The 16,255-nt window shown below is 61.9% G+C and carries 14 protein-coding genes; 6 read left to right on the top strand and 8 right to left on the bottom strand.

Annotated features, from left to right (window positions below):
- Positions 1 to 150: 150 nt before the first annotated feature.
- From dctP to B3849_RS13620, 4 genes are all read right to left on the bottom strand, one after another.
- Positions 151 to 1,161, bottom strand: a complete 1,011-nt coding sequence (gene dctP, locus B3849_RS13635; protein ID WP_180829685.1) for a TRAP transporter substrate-binding protein DctP — start codon at positions 1,159 to 1,161, stop codon at positions 151 to 153.
- Positions 1,162 to 1,239: 78 nt separating this feature from the next.
- Positions 1,240 to 1,830, bottom strand: a complete 591-nt coding sequence (gene leuD, locus B3849_RS13630) for a 3-isopropylmalate dehydratase small subunit (RefSeq protein WP_278426029.1) — start codon at positions 1,828 to 1,830, stop codon at positions 1,240 to 1,242.
- On the bottom strand, positions 1,827 to 3,224 hold the full coding sequence (leuC, locus tag B3849_RS13625) for a 3-isopropylmalate dehydratase large subunit (RefSeq protein ID WP_286780294.1): 1,398 nt from the start codon (positions 3,222 to 3,224) through the stop codon (positions 1,827 to 1,829). The genes leuD and leuC overlap by 4 nt, the downstream gene beginning before the upstream one ends.
- Positions 3,221 to 4,036, bottom strand: a complete 816-nt coding sequence (locus B3849_RS13620; RefSeq protein ID WP_037941484.1) for a GntR family transcriptional regulator — start codon at positions 4,034 to 4,036, stop codon at positions 3,221 to 3,223. The genes leuC and B3849_RS13620 overlap by 4 nt, the downstream gene beginning before the upstream one ends.
- Between B3849_RS13620 and B3849_RS13615 the strand changes: the two genes are divergently transcribed.
- From B3849_RS13615 to B3849_RS13590, 6 genes are read left to right on the top strand one after another with little or no spacing between them, the layout of a single operon-like run.
- Positions 4,037 to 4,744 carry a tautomerase family protein gene (locus B3849_RS13615; protein WP_348655178.1) on the top strand — a complete coding sequence of 236 codons (708 nt, stop codon included), beginning with the start codon at positions 4,037 to 4,039 and terminating at the stop codon, positions 4,742 to 4,744.
- A complete protein-coding gene (locus tag B3849_RS13610; RefSeq protein WP_278426025.1) occupies positions 4,741 to 6,435 on the top strand; it encodes a hydantoinase B/oxoprolinase family protein in 1,695 nt (564 codons plus the stop codon). Before B3849_RS13615 ends, B3849_RS13610 begins: the two co-directional genes overlap by 4 nt.
- Positions 6,432 to 8,498: a hydantoinase/oxoprolinase family protein gene (locus B3849_RS13605; protein WP_278426024.1), complete on the top strand. Its 2,067-nt coding sequence runs from the start codon at positions 6,432 to 6,434 to the stop codon at positions 8,496 to 8,498. Before B3849_RS13610 ends, B3849_RS13605 begins: the two co-directional genes overlap by 4 nt.
- Positions 8,495 to 9,097, top strand: a complete 603-nt coding sequence (locus tag B3849_RS13600) for a cysteine hydrolase family protein (RefSeq protein ID WP_005848602.1) — start codon at positions 8,495 to 8,497, stop codon at positions 9,095 to 9,097. The genes B3849_RS13605 and B3849_RS13600 overlap by 4 nt, the downstream gene beginning before the upstream one ends.
- Complete coding sequence (locus B3849_RS13595; protein WP_278426023.1) at positions 9,094 to 9,954, top strand: isocitrate lyase/PEP mutase family protein; 861 nt, start codon at positions 9,094 to 9,096, stop codon at positions 9,952 to 9,954. Before B3849_RS13600 ends, B3849_RS13595 begins: the two co-directional genes overlap by 4 nt.
- A complete protein-coding gene (locus B3849_RS13590; protein ID WP_278426022.1) occupies positions 9,941 to 11,308 on the top strand; it encodes an FAD-dependent oxidoreductase in 1,368 nt (455 codons plus the stop codon). Before B3849_RS13595 ends, B3849_RS13590 begins: the two co-directional genes overlap by 14 nt.
- A 49-nt stretch (positions 11,309 to 11,357) precedes the next feature.
- On the opposite strand, the gene B3849_RS13585 is transcribed toward B3849_RS13590, so the two are convergent.
- From B3849_RS13585 to B3849_RS13570, 4 genes are all read right to left on the bottom strand, one after another.
- Positions 11,358 to 12,122, bottom strand: coding sequence for an SDR family NAD(P)-dependent oxidoreductase (locus B3849_RS13585; protein ID WP_278426021.1), 765 nt, complete (start codon positions 12,120 to 12,122; stop codon positions 11,358 to 11,360).
- Between the two features lie 25 nt (positions 12,123 to 12,147).
- Positions 12,148 to 13,479, bottom strand: coding sequence for a histidinol dehydrogenase (gene hisD, locus B3849_RS13580; protein WP_009824169.1), 1,332 nt, complete (start codon positions 13,477 to 13,479; stop codon positions 12,148 to 12,150).
- A gap of 104 nt (positions 13,480 to 13,583) precedes the next feature.
- Entirely contained in the window at positions 13,584 to 14,348 is a 765-nt protein-coding gene (locus B3849_RS13575; protein WP_114865481.1) for an HpcH/HpaI aldolase family protein, read from the bottom strand.
- A gap of 21 nt (positions 14,349 to 14,369) precedes the next feature.
- Positions 14,370 to 16,255: TRAP transporter permease (locus B3849_RS13570; protein WP_286780292.1), on the bottom strand; the 1,886-nt coding region annotated here is incomplete at its 5' end.

The raw sequence follows: 16,255 nt of genomic DNA, 5'->3' as shown, positions 1-16,255 counted from the left end.
AATGACCGAAATCATCAGCCACACCAGCATGGCCCCGGCAATCCCCGCCATCGCGTAAAGGAAACCTCTGTAAATTTGTCCGACACGCGCCATGGCTGCCCCTTTTGAACGAAAGCAGGCGCGCCCCATCAAGAGCGCGCCTGATGTGGCTTACTGATTTTTCTGCGCGTCGTAGAACAGCTCGATCAGTTTGTCGTAGTTCCCGTCGCCTTGGGGGCTTTCGGCCATCAGGCCCTTCATCCGGTTCCACGTATTCTCTGTCGCCGCTGCGAGGTAGTTTTGCGCCGCTTCCCCTTCCAGCGTCACAACGGTCATGCCTGCCTCCTCGAGCTTGGCAAAGTCTTCATCACGCACCGCGCCCAGCTTCTCGGCCGAGGCTTTCTCGTGCTCGATCGCCACGTCTTGCAGGATTTTGCGGGCCTCGTCCGAGAGGGAGTTCCACTTGTCGAGGTTCACAATCGTGCCAAGATCGGTCGAGAAGAAGCAGGGTTCGATCCGGTAGTTCAGGAACTCGTTCCATTTAAGGTCAATCAGGCCGATCTGCGTCCAGCCTGTTGCATCGACCACGCCGCGTTCCAGCGCAGAATAAACCTCGGTTGTGGGCAGATCGATCACCTGCGCGCCCAGATAGTCGGTGAAGAAGGCGTTATAAACCGCGTTGCCGCGCAGCTTGAGCCCCGACACATCCAGGTTCCCCTCTGCGTCAAGGCTGGGCTCGTTACGGGTCCACAGGTTGTAGCATACGCCGGAATCGAACCACCCGAGGTATTTGACGCCCATCTTCTCTTGGTGGATCTGGTCGATCAGGTCCAACCCGCCATTGGCGCGGGTTTCGACCGCTGTCAGGTTGGATGTGACCAGCGCGTCTTTTTCAGGCAAAGCCCCTGCGTAAAAGCTGCCCGGCGTATAGACCATATCGACCACACCCGACCGGACGGCGTCGGGCTGCTGGAACATGCCAATGGCTTCGGGGCCACCGCGCACTTCGATCTGCACAACGCCTTCACCGGCGGTGTTCACCTTGTCGACGAATTCAAGGAACGACTTGGTATAGATCAGGGATTCAGGAAAAGCGTGCACTGCGGTCAGCGTCTCTTGTGCAAAAGCCGCCGTGGTCAGCGCCGTCGAGGCGAGGATACCGCCAAGGATTGTCTGTTTCATCGTATATACTCCCGGTTGGTGGGGCTGTTGGACCCCGTTATGTTGCCGTCCTGTCCCTCTTGCGGGGATCAGCACGTCTTAGGATGCGGGCACTGCCCACGGGTGCGCGGCAAACCTTGCCGTGCGAAAATCTTTGATGCGGTCGTTATGCTGGGCGGTCAGGTCGATATCATCCCAACCGTTCACCAGTTTCTCTTGCCAGACGGGATCCAGTTCGAAGGTCAGGGTATGCCCCGCGATCACCGCTGCACATTTTTCCAAATCCACTGTCGCGCTGACAGCATCGGTGCCGATCGCGTCCAGCAGGGCGTCAATCTCTGCATCGCTCACACGGGCGGGCAGCAGGCCATTGTTGACGGCATTGCTTTGAAAGATGTCGCCAAAGCTTGGGGCAAAGACGGCCCTGATCCCGAAATCAACCAGCGCATAGACCGCCGCCTCGCGGCTTGAGCCGCTGCCGAAGTTGCGCCGCGTGATCAACACATCTGCCCCCGCATGGCGATCAAGCACATGATCCACCGCATCCTGACGCAGGTCGTGCAACAGGAACTTGCCATAGCCGTCAGCCCGCGGCGCCGACATAAAGCGCGCCGGTATAAGCTGATCTGTGTCGACGTTTTCCTGCGGCAGCGCGACGGCGGTGCCATTGATCTGTGTCCAGCCGGTCATGTGCGTCCCTCCAGCAGCGGGCGCACATCGGCGAGATGTCCGGTAACTGCGGCGGCGGCGACCATGGCGGGGCTCATCAGATGGGTCCGCGCCCCGCGTCCCTGACGGCCCTTGAAGTTACGATTGGTCGAAGACGCGCAGCGTTTGCCCGCCTCTACCCGATCGCCATTCATGCCGACACACATCGAACAGCCCGATGCGGCCCATTCCAGCCCCGCTTGGGCAAACACGTCGGCCAGACCTTCGGCTTCGGCCTGCTTCTTGACCTGCGCCGATCCGGGCGACACCAACCCCGGCACGACGGCCTTGCGCCCCGCCAATACTTTGGCGGCAAGGCGCAGGTCTTCGATCCGGCCATTGGTGCACGATCCGATAAACACCTGATCCACCGCAATTTGGTCCAGCGCCATTCCCGGTTCCAGTGCCATATACTCCAGCGCCGCGCGCGCCTGCGCCTGTTTGCTCCCCGACAGCCGCGCCGGATCAGGGACATGTCCGGTGATGGGCAGCGCCTCTTCGGGGGAGGTGCCCCAGGTCACGGTTGGCGCGATATCGCTGGCGTTGAGTGCAACCTCGCGGTCGAAACGGGCATCTTTGTCAGTCGCAAGCTGGGACCAGTCCCGCAGGGCCGTGTCCCAATCCGCGCCTTTCGGGGCAAAGTTGCGCCCTTTGATATAATCGAATGTCACCTGATCCGGGGCCACCAGCCCCAACCGCGCTCCCCCTTCGATGCTGAGATTGCACAGCGTCAGGCGCCCCTCCATGCTTAACGCGCGGACAGCGGGGCCGGCATATTCAATCGCGTGGCCGCGTGCCCCATCGGCCCCCAGCTCTGCGATCCAGTGCAGAGCCAGATCTTTGGCTGTGACAGCGGCCCCCAGTTCGCCGTCCACGGTGATCCGCATCGTTTTGGGGCGTTGTTGCCAGATTGTCTGCGTCGCCAGAATATGCGCCACCTCTGTCGCACCGACGCCAAAGGCCAGCGCACCAAAGGCCCCATGCGTTGAGGTATGGCTATCGCCGCAATTGATCAGCAGCCCCGGCAAGGTCAGCCCTTGTTCGGGGCCGATCACATGCACAATGCCCTGCCCCGGATCGCGCAGATCGAAGAGCCGGATGCCCTGCGCCTTGGCGTTGCGCCCCAATGTGTCGATCATCCGCCGGATATCCGCCGCCATCTCCCCGGCGCGGGTGGGGGCATAGTGATCGACGACCCCAAAGGTCAGATCAGGGGCGGCGACCTTCAAGCCGCGGCTCTCCAGTTTCACAAATGCGTGGTGCGATCCTTCGTGCACCAGATGTCGATCGACCCATAGCAGTGACGTGCCGTCATCGCGTCGCATCACCTCATGTGCGGCCCAAAGCTTGCCAAAGAGGGTCTGCGGCGCGGTCATTCTGCAGCCCCCTTGCGGCCCGGTTTCACCACCGGTTCCCAATGGCGCGCCTCGCCTGCGCCGACACGGCTCAGCGCCATTTCAAGGCGGAACATATCGGGGCGGTAGAGCGCAGAGAGGTATTCAACCCCGCGTCCATCCTCATCCTTCACCACACGGTCCAGCGACAGCAGCGGCGCGCCGACGCTGACCCCCAGGGCATCCGCCACATCGGGCGACGCGAGGGTCGCGCTTACCGTTTGATGGGCTGAATCAACCTTGACGCCAGACCGCTCTAGCAAGCGGAAAAGTGGCGTCGTCGCCAGCTCTGCCTCTGTATAGTTATGTGCGATATCTTCCGGCACCCAGGTGGTCAGGTGGGAAAACGGCTCCCCTTCCACCAACCTCAGACGCACCGCAACCTGTACACGCGCTTGCGCATCCAGCCCCATCGCGGTGGCCACACTGCCCGGCGCGGCACCATAGCTAAAGGACAAAAGCCGCGCGGTTGTGTTCTGACCCATCTCGACCAACTGCGGCATCAACGTATTGAAATCCGCGGCAAGTGCCGGCTGCACCTTGGGTGCGCAAACAGTCGTCCCCGATCCGGCACGGCGCGAGATCAGCCCGTCCCCTTCGAGCGCGTCCAGCGCACGGCGCACGGTCACCCGCGACACATCCAGCGTTACCGCCAGCTTTTGCTCGCCGGGCAAAACCGCACCGGCGGCATAGACGCCGCGCATGATCTCTTCGTGCAGATGCAGGTAAACGCGCCGCGCCTTACCCCCTTCGGGAAGCCCCCTGCCCTTCGAAGATGTGCTTTGAAGTGTCATTTGAATCCTTCCAATCCCTTCCAACCCTACAAAAAGTTTTTTCAAAAGCAAGAAATCTATCTGACAAAAATCAAATTATTTGATCTATGCACATTTAATTATCTGTATTACAAAAAATACAGATCTGACGCAGGAGGCTTTATGCCGATCATCGAGATTCATGTGCTGCAAGGGTATGACGCAGCCCAGAAAACAAGGCTGTGCAAGGCGCTGACCAATGCCGCGCGCACGGTGATTCCCGCGACACCGGATGCGGTGACAGTGATGATCAAGGAGATGCCCGCCACCGATTACATGCGGGGCGGCCAGCACCGGTCGCCCGCCCCCGCCCTGCCGGATGCCCCGTCGATGGTGGCGCGATACCTGCGCGCGATGGAACAGCGCGACATCGTTACCGCCCACACGCTTTTAGGCGACGGGTTCACCATGCACTTCCCCGGTGCCGCGCCTATGACAGAGCTTGATGATCTGCTGGAGTGGGCCGCGCCGCGCTATCGCTTCGTCAAGAAAACCATCGCCTCGATTGACCTTGCGCCCGGCGACGGACCGGCCACGGTCGTCTATTGCCACGGCACGCTGTCAGGCGAATGGCCCGACGGGACCGCATTTTCCGATATTCGCTTTATCGACCGCTTCGAAGTCACCGACGGCTTCATCACCCGCCAAGACGTCTGGAATGACATCGCAGAAACAAAGGCCCAATCATGACCCAAGACATCGACCCGATTACGCTGGCCGTTCTGGCCGGACGGATGGAACAGATTGCCGACGAAATGGACGCAACCCTGTTCCGCGCCGCCTTTAACCCGATCATCGCCGAAGCACATGATGCCTCGCACGGGCTATATCATGCGGTGTCGGGCGACACGCTGGTGCAGGGCAAGTCGGGGCTGCCGATCTTTGTCGGGGTGATGTCATTTGCCGTGAAGGCGGTGATCGACAAAGCGGCCGAGAATGGCGATCTGGAAGACGGCGACATCTATATCTTCAACGATGCCCATCTGGGCGGCACGCACCTGTCTGACATGCGGTTGGTGCGCCCCTATTTTCACGACGGCAAACTGTTTTGCTATCTCGCCTCGGTCGGGCATTGGCATGATGTGGGCGGCGCGGTGCCGGGCAACTACAACCCCGCCGCAACCGATGCCTTCCAGGAAGCCTTCGTCCTGCCCCCTGTGCGTCTTGCCAAAGCGGGCAAGGTCCAGACCGACATTATCGACATCCTGATGCGCAACACCCGCCTGCCGCAATCGGCCCAAGGCGATCTGAACGGCCAGCTCGGCGCGCTTGATCTGGGCAAGAAACGTCTGGACGAGCTGCTGGCGGAATACGGTGCCGACACTGTGCGCGCGGCGTTGGATGCGTTGCAGGACCGCGCCGAGACCCTGATGCGGACAGAGCTGACAGACCTGCCAGATGGACGCTGGGAGGCAGAGGATTTTCTCGATAACGACGGCATCACCGATACGCCGCTGCCGATCAAGGTCGCGCTCGAGATCAAGGGCGATCAGATGCTGCTGGATTTCACCGGCACGGCAGACCGCTGTGCAGGGCCGGTCAATATCGCGCTCCCCACGGCGGTGGCCACGGCCTATGTCGCGATCAAACATATCTTTCCCAGCCTGCCCGCCAACGCCGGTGTGATGCGCCCGATCGAGGTGAAGATCCCCGAAGACTCGCTGCTGTCCGCCCCCTTCCCGGCGCCGGTCGGCGGCTATACCGAAACGATCCTGCGGATGGTCGATGTGATCTTTTCCGCCGCATCGCAGGCCGCACCGGACCGCGTGGTTGCCAACGCGTATGGCACGATCAACGCGCTGTCGATTTCGGGCAAACGCGCGAATGGACAACCCTGGGTGATGTTCAGCTTTTACGGCGGCGGGCATGGGGGCTCTCCCGAAGGGGACGGTCTGAACCACGGCAATGCGCCGATCTCCACCGCGACCATCCCCCCGATGGAAATCCTCGAATCCGCCTATCCGGTGATGTTCAAACAATGGGCCCTACGCCCCGACAGCGCCGGTGCGGGTCAGCATCGCGGCGGCATGGGGGCCACCTACGAGATCGAAGTGCTTGAGGAATCCGCCACCGCCTTTCTGTTCGGCGAACGCGGACGCTTTGCGCCAAAAGGGGTCGCAGGCGGGGGCGACGCGGCCCTGAACCGTTTTGAGTACGAACAAGACGACGGCTGGCACGCCCCGCCTATGGCCTCGAAAATGGTGGGCATCAAGCTGCAACGCGGCCAGTCCGTACGGCTCGATACCCCCGGCGGTGGCGGCTATGGCGCGCCCGCAAACCGTGCTGCGGCCGATGTGGCCCGTGACGTGGCGGGCGGCCTTTTGACACCCGACTACGCGACACAGACCTATGGCCCAGACTGGAAAGAGGTGACCCAATGACCAGCGCAAACCGCATGATCGGCGTCGATGTCGGCGGCACCTTCACCGATATTTTCGTTCTGGACGAGGCGACAGGCAGCGCGCAGGTTGCCAAGGTTCCCACTTCGCGCCCCGACCAATCGGCGGGCTTTTTGTCGGGCATCGGATCGCGGGTCGATGATCTGTCGACTGTCTCTGTCGTCGTACATGGCACCACTGCCGGCACCAACGCGCTGCTGGAACGCAAAGGTGCCAAGATCGGTGTGATCACCACGATGGGCCTGCGCGACGTGCTGGAAATGCGCCGCCGTGACCGGCCGCGCACTTGGGGTCTGCGAGGGGATTTCACGCCCGTTGTCGATCGCGCCTTGCGCCTTGAAGTACCGGAACGCACGCTTGCCGATGGCACGATCCGTCAGGCGGTGGACCTCGAGGCGGTGCAAGCCGCCGCGCAAGAGCTGCTGGATCAGGGCTGTCTTGCCTGTGCGATCCTCTTTGCCAACAGCTATGCCAATGCCGAAAATGAAAGACTGGCGGTCGAAGCCGTGCGCGCCATGTGGCCGAATGCCCATGTCTCGGCCTCAAGCGAAATCCTGCCCGAAATCCGCGAGTTCGAACGGTTCTCTACCACTGCTTTGAACGCCTATCTGCAACCCGAAGTCTCTGGCTACCTCGCGCGGCTTGAAACCGCGCTGAAACAGGACGGGTTTGCGGGCGAGTTCATGATCGTGCAGTCTAATGGCGGGGTGATGGATGCGGCGACCGCAGCGCGTCTGCCCGTGCGTACGGCGCTTTCGGGTCCGGCAGCGGGGGTCATCGCCGCGGGTTACATCGCCGAAGCCGCCGGTTTTCCCGATATCATCACCGGCGACATGGGCGGCACCTCTTTCGATGTGAGCCTGATCGCCAAGGGCCAGTCGATGCTGTCGCAACAGACGTCGATCGACTTCGGCATGGTGGTCCGGTCCCCCATGATCGAGATTACGACAATCGGCGCGGGCGGCGGCTCTATCGCTTGGGTCGATAAGGGCGGCTTGCTGAACATCGGGCCGGAAAGCGCCGGGTCCACGCCCGGCCCTGTCGCCTATGGTCAGGGGAACACGCGCCCCACTGTGACCGACGCCAATGTCGTTCTGGGTCGTATTGATCCCGACAACCCCATCGGCGGCAAGCTGGACCGGCTGGATGTGGAGGCGGCAAAAGCCGCGATCCTTGAACATGTGGGCACCCCCCTTGGGCTGGACGCCCTGCAGGCCGCCGAGGCGATCTTGCGCGTGGCCAACAGCCGCATGGCCGGTGCGCTGCGACTTGTCTCTATCGAGCGCGGGTTTGATCCAAAACGCTTTGCGTTCATGCCCTTTGGCGGCGGTGGTGCCTTGCATTCCGGTGCCATGATGGCAGAGGTCGGGCTGGCGCGGTCCATCGTGCCGCGTTACCCGGGGGTAACATCTGCCATGGGCTGCGTCATCGCGGATATGCGGCAGGATTTCGTGCAAACCATCAACGCCACCCTGTCGGGCATCGACCTTGGGGCGCTGACCGGTTTCATGCAAACCCACGTCGATGACGGGCTTGCCACGCTTGAAGCCGCGCGCACCCATTTTGAACGGCGCGATACGGAGTTCACGCTTGATATGGCCTATCTCGGCCAGACGCATACGGTATCGGTGACGCTGCCGGTGACAGTGACCGATGGCACAGTGACACCCCCGACAGAGGACGATATCTCGGCGGCATTCGACAGCGCCTACCGCGCCACCTATGGGCGGCTGCTTGAGAATGGCACGCGACGGGTGATCAACCTGCGCTCTGCCATCACCGGACGGCGCCCGCGCTTTGATCTGTCCACGCTCGCCCCTGTCGGTGGCAGCGTTGAAGACGCGCTGAAAGGCACGCGTCAGGTCCACTTTGACGGACAGTGGCACGAGACGAAGCTCTATCACCGTCTTTCCTTGCCGGTCGGTGCCGAAGTCCCCGGCCCCGCAATCCTTGAACAACCTGACACAACCGTGTTGATCGAACCCGGACTGGTCGGCAAAGTCGACGCCTACGGCAACACTCTGATCGAAAGGGCCACCGCATGACCCCTGCCACGACCGCTTTGCTGACCATCGACCTGCAAAATGATTTCCTGCATCCGGAAGGCGCCTATGGCCGTGCGGGTCAGGGGGCCGAGAGCATCCTCGCCCTGCCCGACCGGATCGCGCCGCTCAAGTCCGCGCTGACCAAGGCGGGCGGCACCTATATCTCGGCGCAGTTCACGCTGGTACCGGGACGCGATGACGAACCGCTGATCGCCGCGCATCTCAAGAAACTGCGCCCCTTCCTGACCAAGGGCGATTTTACCCCGGGCGGCTTTGGCCACGCGCTGGTAGATACGCTCGCGCCCGCGGATTTCACGATCGAGAAAGTCGCCTACTCCGCCTTTTACCAGACACGGCTTGAATATGTGCTGCGCGCGATGAAGATCGACACGCTGATCATCGGCGGGATCGTCACCAACGGCGGTGTCGCCAGCACCGTGCGGGATGCGCATCTGCGCGACATCCATACGGTGCTGCTGTCGGACGGTTGCGCCGCGTTCAAACAGGACGTGCACGAGGCGACGCTGACCTCGCTGGGGTCGGTGACGCAGGTGATGACCTGCGCCGAAGCCACCGCCGCTGTCGGAGGTGCCCAATGACCCTGCGCCAACGCCTGACCGCTCCCGATATTCTGATCGCCCCCGGTGTCTATGACGGGCTGACCGCCGCCCTTGCCGCCGACGCAGGCTTCGAGGCGCTGTATCTTTCCGGTGCAGCGGTTGCCTATACCCGTTTGGGCCGCCCCGACATCGGGCTCAGCACCGCCTCCGAGATGACCGATACGATGGCGTTGATTGCCGATCGCACCGACCTGCCGGTGATCATGGACGCCGACACCGGTTTCGGCAATGCACTGAACGCGCGGCGCACGATGCAAAGCTATGAACGCGCGGGGGCCTCTGCTTTGCAGGTGGAGGACCAGACCTACCCCAAAAAATGCGGCCATTTGTCTGATAAGTCGCTAATCCCGAAAGAGGAAATGGCCGGCAAGATCGCCGCCATGGCCGATGCGCGCCGCCACGATACGCTGATCATCGCCCGCACCGACGCCATCGCGGTAGAAGGCTTTGACGCGGCGATTGATCGCGCGGGCAGCTATATCGACGCCGGTGCCGATGTATTGTTCATCGAGGCCCCACGCGACAGCGGAGAGCTTTCGCGCATCGCCGATACCTTCAAGGGGCGTGTCCCGCTGCTGGCCAATATGGTGGAAGGCGGCGCGACCCCGATCTCTTCTGCGACCACGCTAGAGGATATGGGTTTCGATATCGTAATTTTCCCCGGCGGCATCGTGCGCGCTTTGGCGAAATCGGCGCAGGACTATTACGCGAGCCTGAAAGCAACCGGCTCTAACAAAGCGTTTTCCGACCGGATGCATGATTTCGACGGGTTGAATGCAGCGATTGGCACCCCCGAGATGCTGGCCCTTGGAAAGCGGTTCGATGGCAAATCCTGATGTCGCCGCCCCGCCGTCGGCTTTCGATCTGGAGGTCGAAACCCTGATCATTGGCGCGGGGGCCTGCGGGATGATCGCGGCGCTGGCGGCGCATGAGGCAGGTCAGGATGTGCTGCTGCTAGAGGCCGACGCGATCCCCACAGGCTCTACCGCGCTGAGCGCCGGGTTGATCCCCGCGGCAGGGACGCGCCTGCAACGAGACGCGGGGATTAGCGACAGCCCCGACGTTTTTGCCACCGACATTCAGGCCAAGGCGCACCACGAAAACGATGACGCACTGGTCGCCGCGATGGCCCGCACCGCCCCTCAGGTCATCGACTGGCTTGTCGAAACACATGGGCTGCCGTTCTCCCTCGTGCGTGACTTTGATTACCCCGGTCACAGCCAACGGCGGATGCACGGGCTGCCCTCACGGTCGGGGCGCGAATTGATCGACGCCCTGCGCGCGCGGATCGAGGCGCTTGATATCCCGCTGATCTGCAACCGCCGCGCCACCCGGCTTTATGCGGCAGGCGCAACGCTCGCAGGGGCGCGGGTGACGTTACCTGACCATAGCGGCGAGGATATCGGCTGCGACCGGCTGATCCTTGCGTGCAACGGGTTCGGCGGCAACCGCGCCATGGTCGCCCACCACATGCCGGATATCGCGGACGCGATCTGGTTCGGCCATGACGGCAACCGCGGAGAGGCGATCAGCTGGGGCGAGGCGCTTGGCGCGCGCCGCCGTCATCTGGGCGCCTATCAGGGGCACGGCAATGTCGCCCACCCTCACGGTATCCTGATCACATGGGCCACGATCACCGAAGGCGGCGTTCAGGTGAATACGACCGGCAAGCGGTTCTGGAACGAGGCGCAGGGCTACTCCGAAGCGGCGCGGGCCGTGCTGGCGCAGCCTGACGGCGTGGCGTGGACCATATTCGACGCCCGCATCGCCGAGATTGCCCGCCAGTTCGAGGATTTCAAGAACGCCGAGGCCCAAGGGGCGGTGATCACAGGGGATACGGTCGAAACACTGGCTGAAAAGGCCGGATTGCCCGCAGATGTTTTGGCGAAAACGATCACTGATATTCCGGCGGGCGGGCGAGATGGCTTTGGCCGCACATGGGGTGCGGCGTCCCTTTCTCCCCCGTTCTGCGCGGTGAAGGTGACCGGCGCGCTGTTTCACACGCAAGGCGGGCTTGAGGTTGACCCGACGACGGCCAAGGTGCGCAGGACAGAGGGTGGCACATTCGACAATCTATACGCCGCTGGCGGGGCCGCTTGCGGGGTATCGGGCAAGGGCGACAGCGGCTATCTGTCAGGCAACGGCTTGCTCGCGGCTGTCACGCTTGGATTCATTGCGGGGCGCGGATAGGGTTTTGCCGCCATCCTGCGTCTCCCGTGTTCGTTGACCGCTTCGCCGCTTACTCGGCGGTCCAACCGCCATCGACCATCAAGGCTGTGCCCGTCACCATGGCAGACGCATCGCTCGCGAGGTAGACGATCGGGCCCATGATATCCTCGATCTCACCGACGCGGCCCAGTTTGATCTTTTCTTCAATCCAAGCCAGACGCGCGGGATCGGATAGGGTTTGCTCTCCCAAAGGCGTGCGGATGAAGGTCGGGCATAGCGTGTTGATGCGTACCGCCTTTGGGCCCCATTCGATTGCCATCGCTTTCACCATCCCTTCCAAAGCGTGCTTCGATGCGCAGTAGACCCCCCGATCGATGCCCCCGACATGGCCCATCTGACTGCTCACATGGATGATCGAACCGGGACGGCCCGCTGCGATCATTTGGTCGGCGGCGGCGGTGGAAAGGAAATAGGCTGCCCGAAGGTTAACATTCATGACGGCGTCGAAATCCTCGGGCGTGGTGTCGAGCGCAGGCCCGTGGCGGGCCATGCCGGCGGAATTGACCACGATGTCAAACGCCCCAAGGCCGGCAAACGCCGCGCGGGTCGCATCCACATCGGTGATGTCGAGCTCTTGCGTCTCGCAGCTCAGCCCCTGAGCCTCCATCGCCGCGTGCAACTCACCCAACGGTCCGGCCCGGCGCGCGGCGCAGATGACATGCGCCCCCGCCCTGGCCAAGGCCGTCGCAGCCCCCAGACCGATGCCAGAAGTGGCACCGGTCACAAACGCGCGTTTCCCCGAAAGGTCAAACCCGGCAAAGGACGGAAGTTGCATCAAGATCTCCTAAGTTGACAGCGGTCTATTCGGCCGCTTCGCGGTAGCTTGCGGCTGCGCCATACGGTACGTTCTCACCGCCATAGCGCCGCACGCGGACATTGCATTGTTCGGCGTGCCCCACAAAGCCTTCCAACATGCATAGACGCGAACCATAGGCCCCGACCATTGCTGCAGCCTCATCCGTCATAATCTTCTGATAGGAATGGGTCTTGAGGAATTTACCAACCCAAAGGCCCCCTGTATAGCGCCCCGCCTTATGCGTGGGCAGCGTGTGGTTGGTCCCGATCACCTTATCGCCATTGGCGACATTGGTACGCGGGCCCAAAAACAGCGCGCCATAGCAAGTCATGTTTTCCAAGAACCAGTCATCACGATCCGTCATGACCTGCACATGCTCCGACGCGATATCATCCGCCACCTGCAACATCTCGTCGTAGGTATCACAGACGATCACCTCGCCGTATTCCTCCCAGCTTGTCTGGGCTGTGGCCGCAGTCGGGAGAATTTGCAGCAGTCGGTCAATCTCGGCCAAAGTATCCTCGGCCAACTGACGCGAATTGGTCAGCAAAACGGCAGGGGAGTTATAGCCGTGTTCCGCCTGCCCCAAGAGATCGGTCGCGCAGAGCTCGGCATCCGCTGCTGTCTCATCCGCGATAACCATCGTCTCGGTCGGGCCGGCGAAGAGATCAATACCCACCCGTCCGTAAAGCTGACGCTTGGCCTCGGCCACGAAGGCATTGCCGGGGCCAACCAGCATGTGTACCGGATCGATCGTCTCTGTGCCAAGCGCCATAGCCCCGACCGCCTGGATCCCGCCCATGACATAGATTTCATCCGCACCGCCCAAATGCATGGCCGCAATAACAGCCGGGTTGGGCTTTCCGTTAAAGGGCGGCGTGCAGGCCACGATGCGCGGTACTTCGGCAACCTTGGCCGTGGCGACGGACATATGCGCGCTGGCGACCATGGGGAATTTCCCACCCGGAATGTAGCAGCCGACGGATTGAACCGGGATATTCTTGTGCCCTAGAATAACCCCCGGAAGCGTCTCTACTTCGATATCAGTCATGGAGGCACGTTGCGCGCGGGCAAAATTCACGACCTGCTCTTGCGCAAACTGAATGTCCTGCAATTCCCGTGCACTGAGCTGACCGATCAGGTCATCAATCTCTTGCTGGCTTAGCCGGAACGTTTCCGGGCTGTAGCTGTCGAACTTTTCGCTCAATTCGCGCACCGCTGTGTCGCCGCGCGTTTCGATGTCCTGCAAGGTCTGCTCGACGACCGCACGGGTCTTGGCGTCGTCATCGGCGCGGGCAGCATCGGATTTGCCCTTCTTGAGGTAGGTAATTGTCATGGTTCGGTCCTTTGGTCAGGCGCTGGCAGTGATAGGTCATTTCTAGGCTGACCAATCCGAGTTGCAATATTTTCTGAATTTACTGCAATTATTTCATAGTCATGTCAGCGCGCGTCTCTCTTTTTGAAATCTTCCACAAGCGCTGCACCGCCCAATTGCATGAGCGTGTGTTCGGACCCTACGACAAAGAAGCTCCCTCCGGCGTCGCGGTGCGCGTCTAGGGGCTCTGTCGGGGCGCAATAGAGTCCCGTGGCCGCCCCTGTCGCGGAAAGGATGTCCCGCGTCATCTTTGCCACTTCAGGCGCAAAGAAATCGGACAGACCATGAGAAACGGCCAGATCAGCGCGCCCGATAAAGAGCGCATCTACGCCGTCTACATCCGCAATTTCACTGTGGTTGACCACGCCGTCGGGGTCTTCAATCTGGCAGATCAAGGCGACTTCACTTCGCGCCACGGACAGATGCTCTTTCAGGCTGCGGCCAGCATAGTCTGCCGCCCGCGACGTGCCGGCAAAACCACGCCCGCCGGGGCCGTAAGTCACGGCGCGCGCCAGTTCTTTGGCCTGCGCTGCGGTTTCGACATGAGGCACCATGACACCGGCCGCGCCGCCGTCCAGCACATTGAGCACCCAATCCGCTGTTGCCACTGGCACGCGCACCACGATGGGGCACCCTTCGGCACGTCCGGCCATTGTCATGGCGTCAACGGTGCCCCGATCAAAGGGTGCGTGTTCGGCATCGACGACGAGGAAATCGAACCCTGCCCGGGCCATGATTTCGATCACGATCGGATGGGGCGTTTTGATGAAAGCCCCGAGCATGGGCTCTCGTGCGACCAGCCGTGCCTTGAATTCAGCATTCGTCATCATTTCCAGTACCCTCCTTGGCCCTCAAGCCGTTTGCATTTCGATATTTTCCGCAACGCCCAAGGCTTTGCGAGAGAAGACCACCAAGACCGCGAACACGACCGCGGCTGCCGCCGTCGCCGGCCAAGGCGGCATCAGCGCAAGCCCAATCGGCACGACCCAAAGCAGCCGCGACAGACCGCCCCAAGGCAGCCGCGCGCCGCCCAGAAGATGCGCAACGCCCAAGGCGAAAACGCCTCCGGACAGGATGGCACGCAGGATGTCTCCGGCTTCGCCACCGCCCAACATGCCGGGATAGGCGAGGAACAGCATCGGCAAGGCATATGCGGTCGCCCCAAGGCGCAACGTCTCGCCCGCGACCTTCATCCACGGCGCCTGCGCAATGGTCGCCGCAACGAAAACACCAAGGCAGACAGGCGGCGTGATGACCGACAGCGCCGCGTAGTAGAGCACGAACATATGCACCACGAGCGGATCAATACCCTGTTGGATCAGCGCCGGGGCGAAAACAGCCGCGACCATGACGTAGGCTGCCGAGGTCGGCAGGCCCATGCCCGCGATCAGGCAGACAATGGCCATGAGCCCGGCAATAAGCCAGATTTGCCCCTGCCCGATCGCCAACACCGCTGCTGTTACCGCGACGCCAAACCCGGTGAGGTTGATCATGGCGACAAACACCTGTGCGCCGACCAGAAGGATACCGACAATGACAACACCTTTTCCGCCCGCTTCCAGCGCACGAATGATGATGCCGATGACCGCACGGGGATCCTCACCACTCGAGATCCGCGCGACAAGGACGGCCACCAACATGGCAATCATGCCGTAACAGGCCGTCAGTTCGACGGAATTGCCGTTGAGGACGCCAAATCCAAGCCCCAGCAAGGCGGCGACAATAGGGGCGAGCCGCGCAAAGGTCATGGCACCGCGCCAGTCCGGTAGGTCTTCGGAGGTCACCGGACGAAAGCCCTGACGGCGCGCGATGACGTGAACGGTTGAATAGATGCCAAGGTAGAACAACAGTGCAGGCACAACGCCCGCAAGCGCGATAGACCAGTAGTTCACGCCCACAAGCTCGGCCATGACAAAGGCGGCTGTCCCCATGATCGGGGGGGCGAGCTGCCCGCCGGTCGATGCGATAGCCTCTACCGCTCCGGCATAGGCAGGGGGGTATTTCAGCCGCTTCATCAGGGGGATTGTGAAGTTCCCCGTCGTTGCGACATTGGCGACGGTCGAGCCGTTGATCGCCCCAAAGAAGCCCGATGCGAAGGTCGCGATTTTCGCCGCCCCACCGGGCCGGGAGCCACCCAAACGGGCCGAAAGGTCAAAGAATGTCTCGCCTGCGCCCGTGTGCAACAAGATCGCGCCGAACAGCACAAATGCTGCCAGCGTCGTCGAGGCCACATTGACCAGCATACCCCATAGGCCACGGTCGGACAGGAAGATGATCTCGGTGAGATAGCCCGCGTCAAAGCCACGGTGCCCGAATTGGCCGGGGATCAAATAGCCGAAGAATGCATAGGTAACAGCCGCGATGACGATAAGGGGGAACACCCAGTTTGAGCTGCGCCTTGCCAGTTCAAGCACGCAGGCCAATGTGCCGAACCCCATAACCATATCCCAACCGTTCGCCCAAGGCAGATCGTTCATAATGGTTTCGTAGTTGGCTATGATATAGACACCTGACACCGTCACAACGCCGACGATTACCGCATCGATCGCGATACCAAGCGGGCGCAGGCGGCTGCCTTCGAAAAGCGGGTGCATCAGCACGGCCAGGGCGGTGATCATCGTCACAAAGATCGCACGCTGCACGAGCGATTCAAACGGCCCGTTGAAAGAGGTGTAGAACACAAACACCCCCAGAAGCACTGCAAGAGCCGCGATGGCGGTCTGTCGAAAATGAGCGA

The organism is Sulfitobacter sp. UBA4523 (assembly GCF_002388305.1).
Lineage (GTDB): Bacteria > Pseudomonadota > Alphaproteobacteria > Rhodobacterales > Rhodobacteraceae > Sulfitobacter > Sulfitobacter pontiacus.
Note: the sequence above shows the minus strand (reverse complement) of the source record. Positions and strands in the feature narration are given on the sequence as shown.

Coding starts and splice junctions, on each gene's coding strand:
- dctP (WP_180829685.1), bottom strand. CDS start 1,161: ATGAAACAGACAATCCTTGGCGGTATCCTCGCCTCGACGGCGCTGACC.
- leuD (WP_278426029.1), bottom strand. CDS start 1,830: ATGACCGGCTGGACACAGATCAATGGCACCGCCGTCGCGCTGCCGCAG.
- leuC (WP_286780294.1), bottom strand. CDS start 3,224: ATGACCGCGCCGCAGACCCTCTTTGGCAAGCTTTGGGCCGCACATGAG.
- B3849_RS13620 (WP_037941484.1), bottom strand. CDS start 4,036: ATGACACTTCAAAGCACATCTTCGAAGGGCAGGGGGCTTCCCGAAGGG.
- B3849_RS13610 (WP_278426025.1), top strand. CDS start 4,741: ATGACCCAAGACATCGACCCGATTACGCTGGCCGTTCTGGCCGGACGG.
- B3849_RS13605 (WP_278426024.1), top strand. CDS start 6,432: ATGACCAGCGCAAACCGCATGATCGGCGTCGATGTCGGCGGCACCTTC.
- B3849_RS13600 (WP_005848602.1), top strand. CDS start 8,495: ATGACCCCTGCCACGACCGCTTTGCTGACCATCGACCTGCAAAATGAT.
- B3849_RS13595 (WP_278426023.1), top strand. CDS start 9,094: ATGACCCTGCGCCAACGCCTGACCGCTCCCGATATTCTGATCGCCCCC.
- B3849_RS13590 (WP_278426022.1), top strand. CDS start 9,941: ATGGCAAATCCTGATGTCGCCGCCCCGCCGTCGGCTTTCGATCTGGAG.
- B3849_RS13585 (WP_278426021.1), bottom strand. CDS start 12,122: ATGCAACTTCCGTCCTTTGCCGGGTTTGACCTTTCGGGGAAACGCGCG.
- hisD (WP_009824169.1), bottom strand. CDS start 13,479: ATGACAATTACCTACCTCAAGAAGGGCAAATCCGATGCTGCCCGCGCC.
- B3849_RS13575 (WP_114865481.1), bottom strand. CDS start 14,348: ATGATGACGAATGCTGAATTCAAGGCACGGCTGGTCGCACGAGAGCCC.